At 57.2% G+C, this 12,319-nt stretch carries 12 protein-coding genes; 2 read left to right on the top strand and 10 right to left on the bottom strand.

The window, feature by feature from the left end:
• Positions 1–93: 93 nt before the first annotated feature.
• The 4 genes from FHT73_RS26205 to FHT73_RS26190 form a co-directional block, all read right to left on the bottom strand.
• On the bottom strand, positions 94–699 hold the full coding sequence (locus FHT73_RS26205; protein ID WP_183715887.1) for a dual specificity protein phosphatase family protein: 606 nt from the start codon (positions 697–699) through the stop codon (positions 94–96).
• Between the two features lie 100 nt (positions 700–799).
• Positions 800–1,171 carry a response regulator gene (locus FHT73_RS26200; RefSeq protein ID WP_183715885.1) on the bottom strand — a complete coding sequence of 124 codons (372 nt, stop codon included), beginning with the start codon at positions 1,169–1,171 and terminating at the stop codon, positions 800–802.
• A gap of 141 nt (positions 1,172–1,312) precedes the next feature.
• Positions 1,313–2,614, bottom strand: a complete 1,302-nt coding sequence (locus FHT73_RS26195) for an ATP-binding protein (protein WP_183715883.1) — start codon at positions 2,612–2,614, stop codon at positions 1,313–1,315.
• Complete coding sequence (locus FHT73_RS26190; protein ID WP_183715881.1) at positions 2,611–3,270, bottom strand: response regulator transcription factor; 660 nt, start codon at positions 3,268–3,270, stop codon at positions 2,611–2,613. Before FHT73_RS26190 ends, FHT73_RS26195 begins: the two co-directional genes overlap by 4 nt.
• Positions 3,271–4,457: 1,187 nt before the next feature.
• Between FHT73_RS26190 and FHT73_RS26185 the strand changes: the two genes are divergently transcribed.
• Both FHT73_RS26185 and FHT73_RS26180 read left to right on the top strand, forming a co-directional pair.
• Positions 4,458–5,000 carry a phosphatase PAP2 family protein gene (locus FHT73_RS26185; protein ID WP_183715879.1) on the top strand — a complete coding sequence of 181 codons (543 nt, stop codon included), beginning with the start codon at positions 4,458–4,460 and terminating at the stop codon, positions 4,998–5,000.
• A 242-nt stretch (positions 5,001–5,242) separates the two neighbouring features.
• Positions 5,243–5,620 (top strand): hypothetical protein, encoded by a 378-nt coding sequence (locus FHT73_RS26180; RefSeq protein WP_183715877.1) that lies wholly within the window; start codon positions 5,243–5,245, stop codon positions 5,618–5,620.
• A 324-nt stretch (positions 5,621–5,944) separates the two neighbouring features.
• On the opposite strand, the gene FHT73_RS26175 is transcribed toward FHT73_RS26180, so the two are convergent.
• The 6 genes from FHT73_RS26175 to FHT73_RS26150 form a co-directional block, all read right to left on the bottom strand.
• A complete protein-coding gene (locus FHT73_RS26175) occupies positions 5,945–6,736 on the bottom strand; it encodes a hypothetical protein (protein WP_183715875.1) in 792 nt (263 codons plus the stop codon).
• Positions 6,737–6,772: 36 nt separating this feature from the next.
• Complete coding sequence (locus tag FHT73_RS26170; RefSeq protein ID WP_183715873.1) at positions 6,773–7,027, bottom strand: hypothetical protein; 255 nt, start codon at positions 7,025–7,027, stop codon at positions 6,773–6,775.
• Positions 7,028–7,511: 484 nt separating this feature from the next.
• Positions 7,512–10,028, bottom strand: a complete 2,517-nt coding sequence (locus tag FHT73_RS26165; RefSeq protein ID WP_246712233.1) for an ABC transporter permease — start codon at positions 10,026–10,028, stop codon at positions 7,512–7,514.
• 131 nt (positions 10,029–10,159) lie between these two features.
• Positions 10,160–10,834 (bottom strand): ABC transporter ATP-binding protein, encoded by a 675-nt coding sequence (locus FHT73_RS26160; RefSeq protein WP_183715869.1) that lies wholly within the window; start codon positions 10,832–10,834, stop codon positions 10,160–10,162.
• Positions 10,827–11,489: an ABC transporter ATP-binding protein gene (locus FHT73_RS26155; RefSeq protein ID WP_183715867.1), complete on the bottom strand. Its 663-nt coding sequence runs from the start codon at positions 11,487–11,489 to the stop codon at positions 10,827–10,829. Before FHT73_RS26155 ends, FHT73_RS26160 begins: the two co-directional genes overlap by 8 nt.
• Positions 11,490–11,501: 12 nt before the next feature.
• Positions 11,502–12,104 (bottom strand): hypothetical protein, encoded by a 603-nt coding sequence (locus FHT73_RS26150; protein WP_246712232.1) that lies wholly within the window; start codon positions 12,102–12,104, stop codon positions 11,502–11,504.
• Positions 12,105–12,319 lie beyond the last annotated feature (215 nt).

Genomic DNA, 12,319 nt, shown 5'->3' with positions numbered 1-12,319 from the left:
CAGCCCAATGCATCTCTCAGCCGCGGCGATGACTCCCAAACTGCCATTGGCTTTCCGTTTCACACATTCGGTTTGGAGACGGCCCGATCGTAGCTATCGCAAAGTAGCACCGCTTGCGAGTTCGCCCGGCACCTGGTTGTTGTATCGAGCCTCGAAATCGCGCCAGCTCCTATCCATGGCATAGGCGGCTGAAACCAGGGGTATACCCACATGTCCATAATAGAAGGATAATTGACCTTCAGCTCGGGCTTCATCCAGCCCGGCAATTTTTCTGACATAAAGCGCGGCGGCCAAACCGCTACGATCAGAACCCGAGAGGCAGTGAATAAGGATCGGTTTCTGGGCAGAGGCCATCAGCTCGACGAGTCGCTGCGCCCTTTCAGGCGAAATAGCTTTCGTGGCCGACATACCGAAATCGATATGCGTTATGCCAAGGCCGCGAACTGTCGAAACCTCGTCGTCATACCACACGGTACCTGGATGCGCTCCGCGCAGATTAATGACTGTCTTGATTCCGTGTGCCTGTATATAAGAGGCGAGCTCGTCGGATGTCGGCTGAGCTGAGCGGTAAAATTGATCATCAATCACTGAATGAAAGTTACCGGTGACGTGCAAGAAGCCGGCATAGGCTGCGCAACTTCCGCCAAGGATTCCAATCGTGCCGAAGGCAGCGAGGACGACCTTGCGAAATACAGTCATTGCTCGTCAACCGTTCTCTCTGTGATTTTTCCATGACATGCCGAAAGAGCCTGACAGGCGCCTGAACAAAGCCGTTTAAAAACGCGAAAATTGTCGGTGCTCAAGAGCCAGGCGAATGTCGCTCGGGCGGAAAGCCAATCCCCCCGCCTCGTAGTAGGCTGATCCAGTGGGTCAATTTTTCCAGGCGAAAGGGCTTGATCAGATAGCCAGCAGCGCCCAATCGCTTCGCCTCGAGCCGATCGGACAGCTGATCCAAAGCCGACATAATGATCGTTGGGCACCGGACCAGTCCGTTGCGCAACAGATCGAAACCGTCGCCGTCCGGAAGCTGTCGGTCAAGGCAAATAATATCGAAAGACACTTGGCATAAAATATCCGCGCCAAGCCGATAGCCGGTCACCCACGTTACTTCCCATCCCATCGACGACAGGTGGTCCTGAAGAGCATCGCCCAACAGAATGTTGTCTTCCACGAGCAGTATCCGCAAACTGATACTCCCTTCATGCAGATACCAATGCTCCAGTTTACTGACATGCACATGAATCTCGTCGAATCATGCGTTGGCTCCAGCGGGCTTCCATTTTTCAGCCGATCGATTGGGACGTCTTCGGTTTTACGCGGCAGGAAATCCGACGGTGACGACAAGACCAGGTCCGTCGGTGCGATTCATCAGTTTCAGGGACAAGCCATATCGTCCGCATATGGCCTCTACGATTGCAAGACCGAGGCCCGTGCCCTCGTTTCGGCCCGAGCCGCGATAAAATCGCTCCGTAAGCCGCGGCAACTCATGGTCCGGAACGCCGGGGCCATTGTCGGAGACCATCAGTAGCGGAGATGCTCCGCCTTCTACCGTAATGTCCACTGCTCCCCCGTTCGGAGTGTAACGCACGGCATTGTCGATGATTGTCTCGATCAATGTATTCAGGTCTTCGCTATCGATCCGAACCCGGGCCCCATCGGCCAGGGCTGCAAAGCCGAGATCGAGCTGTTTCTCCTCGGCGGCGATCAGCAGCCCTGAAACCACGTCCTTGACCGTCTCCGCCAGATCAAGAACGTGGGTTGGACCCGCCTGGGGTACTCCCTCATATCTGCTAATCTTGAGAAGTTTATCGGTCAGGGCGGATACGCGTCTGGCGCCTGCACGTAGTTCGGAGAGCCGTTCCTCAAGATCAGGTCCCTTGGCCTGCGACAAATTGCCAATCTGCAGTGTCAATGCTGAAAGCGGCGTCCGCAATTCGTGCGCAGCATCCGAAAGAAACATCTGTTGCTGTCGAAATGCGACAGCAAGACGGGCTATAAGCTCGTTCATCGAACGGACGAACGGCCAGACCTCACGAGGCATCGTGCTCAGATCGACTGGAATTGTGTCTGCCGTTGCTTTCAACGAAAGCTCTTTGCCAAGATGTTCCAGATTGCGAAAAATACGCCCTGTTACAAAGGCGACAAGAATCCAGGAAAGAGGAATGGCCACCAGAAAGGGAATGGTAGCCCTCGCCGCGGCATCGGCAGCCAATTCCTTGCGGACAGCAATCTGCTGTGCCACTTGCACGCTCCTCTCCGGCGTGACCATTGAAAAGACCCGCCAATCCCTCTTTCCATCGGAGAATTCGGAAAATCCCGTCTCTTTCCGATCTGGAATGGCGATGGATTTGTCGGAGCTTTTGGCCGCGCGACCGTCCGCGTAGTTCACTTTGATGACATAATCGTCTTCGCTGTCGTGGGGAGGCAGGGCGGCCCGATCGGGTGCGATGAAGGTCAGGTCGCCGACATAGCGGGCGATCTGACGTTGCTGCAGATCGAGAAACTCACTGCTTTCGTTCATTGTGAACGCATAGGATACCGCCCCGAAGACGAAAGCAATGACGGTGAAAAGGATGGATAGCGAGCTTGCCGTTGCGGTGCGAAGCGAGATCATGACTTTGGAACCATCCAACCGGCACCACGGACATTGCGGATGACTTGTTTGTCAAAGCGCCTGCGAATGTAGAAGATCAGGACTTCAACCGCATTGCTTTCGACCTCCTCTCCCCAGCCGTATATTTTTTCTTCCAGCTGCGACCTTGATAATATCACGCCGGGCCGTTCTAGAAGCGCCCGCATGAGCGCAAATTCACGGTAGGGAAGGACTTCTGTCACGCTGTTGTAGGAAAGCTCGTGTGTAGCGAGATCGAGAACAACGCTTGATGTTCCGATCTTCGACGTGGCATGACCTGCCCGACGTCGGATGACGGCTCGAAGGCGAGCAATGATCTCCGACGGCTCGAAAGGCTTGAGTACGAAATCGTCCGCTCCGAGATCAAGTCCCTTCAACCTGATATCGAGATCATCGCGTGCGGTGATGACGACAATCGGTACGCTCGACCCTCGAAGGCGCGCGTCATGCAACAAGGTCAAGCCGTCGGGCGCGGGCAAAGATAAATCCAGGAGAACTGCCGCATGTGAATCATCTCTCATCGCCTCCTCGGCCAACCGACCGTCCGCGACCCAATCGACCGACATGCCGACATCCGTCAACGCACGTCGCAGGCCGAATGCCAGCATGGGATCATCTTCCACAACGAGAATTCTCATCTGCACTCAATCTCCCGCGCGCTGTCCGAGCTCATGAATTCGAGAATTTGGTTCAGAGTTGGCGCCAATCAAAATCACTAAGTCGCATCTAAGTATCGGATGCAATTTTTCCTCCGCTTGCGACCCGGCGCAAGACTTATACCACAATGTTCGCACAGCTGACTCGAGCCTCTGCGCGTAACGGCTTGCTGGTGAAGGACTTACCGGGAAGGCAGCGCGCCGCGATCAGCGCGGCGATATGCTACGCCTTTGGGTCAGCACTCAGTTCATTTGGAGCCGACGCCATGCGGCCGGATGTTACTGAAGTGGGGATCGGCGGCAAAGGTGATGCACGCCGGCGGAAACGCCGGGACCGTTCGCGCTGATGCTCGCCGGTGATCGGGCAAATAGCAGGCGGCGCGGACGAGGACGGAGTTACAGTGTCAATCGTTTCGCGCCGCCATTCTTCTGTCCTGATCGAGCAGGACGTCGCGGTCGAAAAGGGATCGCCGAAAATTCCATTCATCAATGTGAACCGGAGAAGGCTATGGCCAAGCGCGAACAATACTGCGTATCGCAGGACCGCGCCCGCAAGCTTAGCACCGGCGCGCATTGTCGACAGCTACTGATGGCCGCTCTCGAACTCTGTCTATGTCTACGACACAATAGCGATGAATCTGATTGGCAGCCACGGCAACCTTCATACGGCGGCCAACAGGATGCGGCGCGAAACTTAACGTAGAATTATGCGCGTCCAAGCAGCCTTTCGTGGATAGAGACCCTAAGTTTTCTCTAATTATCTGGAATGACCATGTGCCTTGAATTGATAATGGCGGAGATCCATACCGGTTTATGGCAGGCAATGAATTCAAGACCGAGGCATCGAGCTGCAGCAATCTCCCGAGAAGACGGGAAGCACTGCGAAAATTGTTGAGAAACGACCCTTCTCGAGCCTCTTCCTCACATGGAAACATCAGTTCGCCCGTGCAGGAGGTCATCGTCGAGCTCCTATGCAGGCCAGAGCGATGTCTGTTCGCCGTCGGGAGACCCTTGAGCGGCTCCGGCTCGTTCTGCTTGCTGAGGAAGGCGATTGACGATCGTTGCACCGAATTGCGACTGTCCGATGAGATCACCGCCTCCGCGCAATCTTATTCAATAAACCTTCTTGACGATGCCTTAAACTCTCTCTTCAAGGCCCGGGGATGAACATGGATGTCACTATTACGCACTGGATCAATAGCTGGGCGGGATGGAATTACATTCTAGATGCCGTGGTTATTGCATTGACACAGTTCGGAGCTCCACTGCTTGTGCTGTTTGTCGTCCTGCAATGGTGGTCTGGCCGGGATAAAAATCATGTCCGGCATGCATGCATAGCCAGTGGCCTGACCTTCCTGCTTGGACTTGGCTTAAATCAGATCATCATTCTCTTCATCCATCGCTTGCGTCCTTACGAGCTCGGCGTCACTCATCTCGTCATCAGCCGAAGCAGTGATGCGTCATTTCCGTCCGATCACGCCACCGCAACATTCGCGATTGCCTTTTCCCTTCTCGCGGAGGGACTAAGACGGCGCGCAATTGTCGCGACCTTGGCGGCGTTGCTTATCAGCTTATCTCGTGTCTATGTCGGCACACATTACATTTCCGACCTGGTGGGTGGAATTTTCATGGCTGCATTGTCGACAGCTGTCGTTCAGGCTCTTTATCGGGAAGATACGAAGCTCGATCGCGTGGTGAAATCGATCCTGTAGTCATGCCAAGGGTCGGCGAGACGGCGCCAAGCCCCAGATGCGGCGGGCGAACATGTTCAGACGGCGGAAAGGATCGATCCCGAGGTGCTGGGATGCAGGGTATTTTCGCCCGTCGTTAAAGCAAATCCCACCGACCACCAGCTGATCTTACGAAAGAGTATGGCTCAGGCAAAGGCAGGGTAATCAACATCGGCCAGTGTGAGCAGCGGTGCCACAACCGTGCAGGCATCGGAGTTTCATCCATGAAGAAGGCAATCATCATCGCTTCGCTGGCTCTTGCTCCCGCCGCCGCATCCCCCAACCCGGTTACGGAGATTGCTGTTGCCGCTTCACCCGCACCCGGTGATCTCGCGCAATTCGAGGCAATGGCCAATGATACGCTCAAGCTGGCTGAATCCGGCGATATGGCGGCTGCCGCAAGGCGCATTTCCGACTTTGAAGCCGCTTGGGATGCGGCGCAATCGCAGTTTTATCCGCTCAACAATGAAGAGTGGGTCGCAATCGACACAGCGGCCGACCGCGCCATTTCGTCGTTGCGCGCAAAAGAGCCGAGCCCGGCCGGCGCAAAGCTCGCGCTGAAGGGGCTCATCAAGGCCATGCAGAACCCATCGATGAAATGAGCAGCAATCGTCGTGATGAGCCTGTGGGGAAGTAAAACTGGTCGTCATTGCTGTCGACGGCGCGATTTGCTTGATAACCTGACTGACTATCGGGAGAGGCGCGCTATTTGTGCCTCGTAGCAGTGGTTTGGTCACGACGGCACATTTGCCGACGGAACGAACTTCACCGCCGCCTCTCTGCGTTCCAAACCTATTGGCCAACCGGCAGCGCGGTCGGCCATGTCGCACAGCCGGCGGGATATTAATGTCGGTAAGCGGCGTTAGGTCGAATTGAAAATTCGGTCCCGCTGGCGTGCATCCAAGACAGACGCTCCCACATATCGGCTAATCGCTGTCGAGGATCACAATGTTGTCTTTGCCCTGTCGGCGATTGATGCTCATATGGACGACGATGGCGACGATGGCGGCGAGGAACAGAACGCTGGTGACAGTGGTTCCGAACCCCAATCCCCCATACTCCTTCGGCTGAGAGAGAAGATCGCCAAAGGATGCCCCGAGCGGCCGAGTAAAGATATACGCCAGCCAAAAGGCAAGAATGCCGTTGAGCCCAAAGAGATAATATCCCAGCGCGACAACGGCGATAAACCCGCCGAAGATATAGCCTGTAGTCAAATAGCCGAGATCGAAGCGCTCGGCTACAAGATCACCCGAGGAAGTACCCAGCGCGAATGTAAAGAGGATCGCAAACCAATAGAAGATCTCGCGTCTTGTCGTGAAGATCGTGTGGATCGATAGCGTTTTCTCACTCGCGTACCACGCGCCGAATGTAACGGCGAGAGCGATGCTGAAGACGATCGTTGTCGTCTCGAGCGCAACGCCGAAGTTATCGACGAGGTTATCGCTGACCAATGTGCCAACGACGCTAATCATGACGACGGCAAGCCAATAAGACCACGGCGCGTACTTCTTCTGCGCGAATTGCAGGATAAGTGCGACCGCTAACAATCCGCACATGATGGCCGATGTCAGCGGCAGCCCAAGACCCAGATTGACAGAGAGATAGTCGGCTGCCGTTTCGCCCATCGTCACAGCCAGGAGCTTGATCAGCCAAAAATCGACCGTCACGTCCGGAACGCGATTGGGTGCCTGAGCAGTTGACGTTGTTGATGAAGGCATAGCCTCCTCCTTCTTTCATGTGGGTTGCGTCAAACGTCACTTGCCCAGGATCTTCATCGCCTGGCTGAAAAATTCGTCGGCGCGCTTATCGTCGTCGGCGTTGCAACGCTCGATGCCCTTTGCCTCAAGGTCAGAAATTTTGACCTTGTCGGCATCGCTCGGTTTGGCAGCGGCTTCAGCGGCTCGCAACTCTTTGAGCGCCTCTTCGCATGGCACAGGTGCAGCCAGTGCCGCATTTCCAGAATAAATGCCGGCCGTAAGCACAATGATTGAAACAAAAAGATTCTTCATGGGATTTGTCCTGTTGATTGATATTGGTCAGAGGCCCCAAACGTCGAGCCCGGTCACGACTAACCTTCATTTGTCGACCGCACCTGTCCGACAGTTTACAATTTCGTAAAGTCATGGGCGCAGTCCCGCAGGCGCTCGGTGATCTCGCTGCTTTCGGCACCGCGAGAAAATGGGGCAATAGCGCAGTTGTCGATCGGCATTCGTTGCTGCCGGGCGGCCAGCCCGCAGCGCCGGCGTCAAAGCCTGCATCGCAGCTGCCAATTTTGGATCGCGGAACGGATGGCATGACGCGCAAGCAGGTACGACAACGGGCCTCTAGAGACCCACTGGCAGGCTAGGGTGTCATCTCGACGGAATTACCCGCAATCGCACAATTTGTAAGACGCGGCTAACTCAGTGCCAGTCCAAGATCGTGGATTAATGAAGCCAAGATCGGCACCGCAGCGAATGATCGTTGGTCACGTAGAGGGGAACATCCAAACCTTCAGAAATCCCTCAAGTACTCAGCGTCGTGCCCTCGTGGCGGTCTTGCTGCCAGAACTGCCATGACGATGGCGATGGCCACCAGAGACAAGACGGTACCAAGATAGGCCCATGGGATCGACAAATTTTCGGGTGGTGGATCGAATACGCCAGTCAGCAGCTTCACCAGCATCCAGGCCGTTGCTATGCCGGACGGCACGCCCAAAACGACCCCTCCAACAAAAATGAGAAGACCTTCACTCCAGAGAAAGGCCGACAGTTGCGGGCGGGTCGCCCCGATGGCGCTCAGAATGGCGAAGTTCCTGCGCCGTTCGATCAGGCCCAGTGCCAGCATCAACCCACCGGCTGCGGCAGCCGCAGCGACGGCGAATGTCAGCTCTATCGTCGTCAGGCCGGCCAGATTGACAGCGGTTAGGCTTGAACCGATCAGGTGAGCGGCCTGCCCGATGTCGGTGATTTTCATCGACGGATCGGATACGAGGGTGGACGCTTCCGCGGCGAGAGTTGCCGGATCACCCTTGGCTTTCATCAATACATATTCCGAAGCGGTGCTTCCAGTCTTTTCAGCTACATAGCGGGAATTGGCGACAAGGAATGAATCCTTCGGTGCGGTCGGAAACTCACGAGCGACGCCGATGAACTTGAACGGCACCGGATGATACTGATGGTCTCGTGCGTCGATCAGCCTCAAGTTGATCGTGTCGCCCTGCTGGAGCTGAAAATCCTGAACCGTTTCCTCCGATACGAGCACGCCATCCGGCGTTGCGGCGAGCTCAGCGAGGGTGGCTGCAGCGTTGCCGCTGCTGAAATATGCATCCGAAAGGCTCGTGGCGCGCCCGATACGCTGCGGGTCGATGCCATAGAGATCTTGAAGATCGGATCCGACATAGGCGAAGCGATGCTGCATTGGTTCGGCCGCGGCAGCATCCGGCAAGGCAGCGAGCGCGGGCAGATGCTCCTCGGCGGGCTTTTCTAACGCGCCGGATATAGTGACGTCGGACCCATTTGTAAGTTCTGCATCGACACGCGACTGTGCATTGTATGTGCCATTGAATATCGCTGTCGAGGTGGCGAACGCGATGGCCAGCGCCGTCATAGCGATGCCAGCGGTGAGCCGGCGGGCCTGCCGGGATAGTGCGGCAGCTACGATTGGCGCGAGTGCACCGCTGGCAGGCCTTATGAAGGTCCGAAGAAGCACCCCATTGTTCGAAATCACGCTGTTCGACAAGCGCAGCGTCAGTAGTGCCAGCCCGAGCCACAACAAAGCAGGCGCGATGAACGCCTTATAGTCCACAGCGGTGCCAGCGACACCTTCCGGTGCCAGCACGATCTGATATCCGGTGCTTGATGTCTGCCAGAAGAACAGGCCTGCCGACGCAAGTAGGATTGCATCCAACCACAGGCGCCGCCAAACTGGCTCTGCGATCACGGCAATCGTGCGCCGCGCCGCGCTCACGGTATTCGCACGCAAGTCTCGCCATGCTGGATAGAGATATGCGGCAAAGCCCGCGACAAGCCCGCCGATGGTCACGAGGCCCAGGATTGGGGCTGCCGCTCCCGGAACCAAGCGCAGCTCCGATACCAGAGGCTCTAGCCATAACGCTGCGGCAATTCCAAGCGCCGTACCGGCGATCGCAGCCACCGTTGCCTCGGTGGCGGAGAAAGCGAGGACTGTCGCGGAGGGGGCGCCACGAACGCGCAGCAGCGTCTGCTCGATGCGGCGTTGCGTGGCGCCAGACGACGTGACCGCAAAGGTCAGGGCCAGAGCCAACGCGACGCCAGGCAGGCCCAGAAACAGAAAGAGCACGGAAGCATAACGCGCATCTTCGCGCACCGCACCGAGGCGGGAGCCTAGATTATCCGCGACCAGTGCCTGTCCCGCGGTCTTTGCTTCCAGGTTCCTGGCGGCGCTGGTGACGAAGGTGAGGGCCGATACCGGATCCGGTGGTAGGGCCTTGTGGACGAGCCTGACATGCAACTGTTGACGAGTAGTGTCGGGGCGCGCCTTCGCCTGAGGATCGAAGGCCTGCTTCCACTGAGCCATTGACAGGATGAGCACATTATCCGGAGGAGCCTGTGGAATTGCTTGGGGTGGCTGGCCGACCGCCTGAAACAGCGCATCGGCGTCGGGAAGATCGACCACGCCGTTCACCGTCACAGTCAGTGCCGGCAAGTCAACCCGCTTGATCGTCACCCTGTCTCCAGGCACGACATGCAGGTTGGCCGCTGTCTGCTGCGCGATCAGGACGCCGTCGCGACTGCCAGAAAGGAATCGGACTTCCTTGGCAAAATCGCGCAGATAATTGTCGTCGAACGCGATCACCTGTCCCGGCCCGGTCGTCTGGACAGTGTTGTTGGTGCTCGCTTCGAATCCGACGACATCGGCATAGCTTGTCCGGCGCACCGTCTGGATAGTCGCCGCTTTATCCAATGTGTTTCGCATCGCGTTCTGATCCGCGCCCGGTACGAGTTGGACCTGCCAGTCGATGGGGACTGCCGATACCGCTCGGGAAGTCATGGAAGCCCCCGCGCTGACCAAGAACAGGGCTAATATGGCCAGAAGCCCCACAGTAAGAGCGATACCCATCGCTGAACCAGCAACACGGACGAGCCGATGGGTAAGGACGCCTCGGATCCACAGAACAAACATCATGTTCTCGCCACTCTCATTCCATCGCAAATCAATCGGCCGTGACCCAGTGTCCAGCGCTTCGCCAGCCGTGTGGCAATCGCTTCATCGTGCGTGGCAACGACCAGTGCCGCCCCCATTCGCTCCACATACTCCAGCACCATATTCATGAAGGACTGCGCCGTGGTGCCATCCAGTTGTCCGGTCGGTTCGTCGGCCAAGACGAGTTTCGGCCGAAGGGCTAAAGCGCGTACCATTGCGACCCTTTGAGCCTGGCCGCCCGATAATTCCTCCGGCAGCTTGTCCGCAAGTTCGCCAAGACCGAAGCACGACAGCAAGTCGCGGCTGTGGCTGGGCGCTACCTTCACTCCCGCGAGGATCGCCGGCAGATCGACATTCTGTGCCGCCGTCAGGGCGGGAAACAGGCTGGGCGACTGGAACACGAAGCCGACCCGGCGGGGACGAAGCTGCTCGATCGTGCCAAAAGACGGCCATTCAATCTCGCCGTTTGTTGGGCGATCCAGTCCACCAAGAATATGCAGCAAGGTTGTCTTGCCAGAGCCGGATGGGCCGGCCAAGGCAATGCGATCAGATGTATGGATCTCGCAGTTTATGTCTTGCAGCACGGACAGTGGCTCGTTGCCGCTTGAGAATTTTCGGCCAACATTCCGGCAGATCGCTAGGATGTCAGTCATCCGCCACCTTCCCGTCATGGAGCCAGATTATTCTGTCAGCCTTCCGAGCCAATGCCTCGCTATGGGTTGCAAGCAAAGTGGTGAGACCGCCGCGGCGTCTGGTTTCGAAATGATCGATCAATCGCGACTCCGTGTCGGCATCGACTTCAGCGGTAGGTTCATCCGCAACAAGGATCGGCGGATCGGCGGCAAGAGCCACCGCAAGACCGGCGCGCGCCGTTTCCCCGCCGGACAGCTGCGTGACGAAAGCATGTGCACGATGTGGCAAGCCCACCATTTCGATAAGCTGACCTACGCGGGTGGCGTCGATCTTCCCGGCAAGGCTCATCTGAAATCGAATGTTTTGCTCCACGCTGAGATGAGCAAAGAGATTGCCCGACTGGAGAAGAATGCCGAAACTCGTGGCGCGGATGCGCGCCCGCGCCGCCTCCGATCGCCTGGTCAGTCGCATGCCGTCCACCAGGACGTGGCCGCCATCCGGTTCGTCCAACCCCGTCAGGCACGCCAGCAGCGTAGATTTACCGCTGCCGGACGGCCCCATCAAAACGACGAACTCTCCCGGCGACAGCGATAGGCTAACTCCCCGCAGCGCAAACGTTTCGTCCTCGCCCACGTGGAAAAACCGGTAGAGTTCATGCGCGACAAGCAGGAACATTCCACGACCGCCCTAGTTCCAGCGGAACGACTTCGACATCAATTGCCATTGATCGACATTATCCGCACCCTTCGGCGCGTAGAATTCGAGCGTGACCAGCTTGCCGTCCTTGAAATACAGATAGCGTTCGTTCTCCAGCCGAACCTGCCTATTGGTCACGGCGTTCGGCTGTGAGTTCGACGTATAGACGATGCGGATCGCCGGACCCGCTGGCAATTTCACGGACTCCACGGATGCCACCGTCACTGCCCGCTCGGCGGTCTTGAGGTTGGGCACCTCCTTTCCCCTCACGCTTTCGATGGTGGGGGCCGCCGTGGCATTTGAGATAGAGACGAGCACGCCGTCCAGCTTGTCGATGAAACTTTCACCGTCGGCACGATCAGAACGTGCCCAGCCTTCGGGGACCTTCATGGTGAAGCCATGCGGCGATGCGTAGTCAATGAAGACCTGCGTGTCCGGTATGTCGCCGGGAGGGTTCTTTTCCGCCGGAATGACCTTTTCGGCGGCAAGGGCTGGCGAGGTGTGGACAAGCACCAAAATTGGGCTAAGGCAGGTAAGCGAGAAAAGGGCGGCCCCGAGAGCCATCGGAGACTTGTTGGCGGAAATCTTTTTCATAACTGCGATCCTTCAATTCGAAGAGATTGCGTGAATGGTAGGATAACCAGTTTACGGGTGGTTCGCTCAAACCATACGGATCGGTAAACTCGCGCCATAATGCTGCACCGGTGATGGCCCATGCGCCGCTCGTTTCCGCTGCCGCAAGATCGCCGATGAGAGCCAGCCTCGACGTATGCTCCTTCAGTTTGGTCGTCGCGCCATGTAATCGGCGA

Source organism: Rhizobium sp. BK098 (genome assembly GCF_014193155.1).
GTDB lineage: Bacteria > Pseudomonadota > Alphaproteobacteria > Rhizobiales > Rhizobiaceae > Rhizobium.
This window is presented reverse-complemented; position numbering and strand designations above follow the sequence as displayed.

Excerpts from the sequence above, each read along its gene's own strand:
- FHT73_RS26190 (WP_183715881.1), bottom strand. The coding sequence starts at position 3,270 with ATGAGAATTCTCGTTGTGGAAGATGATCCCATGCTGGCATTCGGCCTG.
- FHT73_RS26180 (WP_183715877.1), top strand. The coding sequence starts at position 5,243 with ATGAAGAAGGCAATCATCATCGCTTCGCTGGCTCTTGCTCCCGCCGCC.
- FHT73_RS26175 (WP_183715875.1), bottom strand. The coding sequence starts at position 6,736 with ATGCCTTCATCAACAACGTCAACTGCTCAGGCACCCAATCGCGTTCCG.
- FHT73_RS26185 (WP_183715879.1), top strand. The coding sequence starts at position 4,458 with ATGGATGTCACTATTACGCACTGGATCAATAGCTGGGCGGGATGGAAT.
- FHT73_RS26205 (WP_183715887.1), bottom strand. The coding sequence starts at position 699 with ATGACTGTATTTCGCAAGGTCGTCCTCGCTGCCTTCGGCACGATTGGA.
- FHT73_RS26170 (WP_183715873.1), bottom strand. The coding sequence starts at position 7,027 with ATGAAGAATCTTTTTGTTTCAATCATTGTGCTTACGGCCGGCATTTAT.
- FHT73_RS26165 (WP_246712233.1), bottom strand. The coding sequence starts at position 10,028 with ATGACTTCCCGAGCGGTATCGGCAGTCCCCATCGACTGGCAGGTCCAA.
- FHT73_RS26160 (WP_183715869.1), bottom strand. The coding sequence starts at position 10,834 with ATGACTGACATCCTAGCGATCTGCCGGAATGTTGGCCGAAAATTCTCA.
- FHT73_RS26195 (WP_183715883.1), bottom strand. The coding sequence starts at position 2,614 with ATGATCTCGCTTCGCACCGCAACGGCAAGCTCGCTATCCATCCTTTTC.
- FHT73_RS26155 (WP_183715867.1), bottom strand. The coding sequence starts at position 11,489 with ATGTTCCTGCTTGTCGCGCATGAACTCTACCGGTTTTTCCACGTGGGC.
- FHT73_RS26150 (WP_246712232.1), bottom strand. The coding sequence starts at position 12,104 with ATGAAAAAGATTTCCGCCAACAAGTCTCCGATGGCTCTCGGGGCCGCC.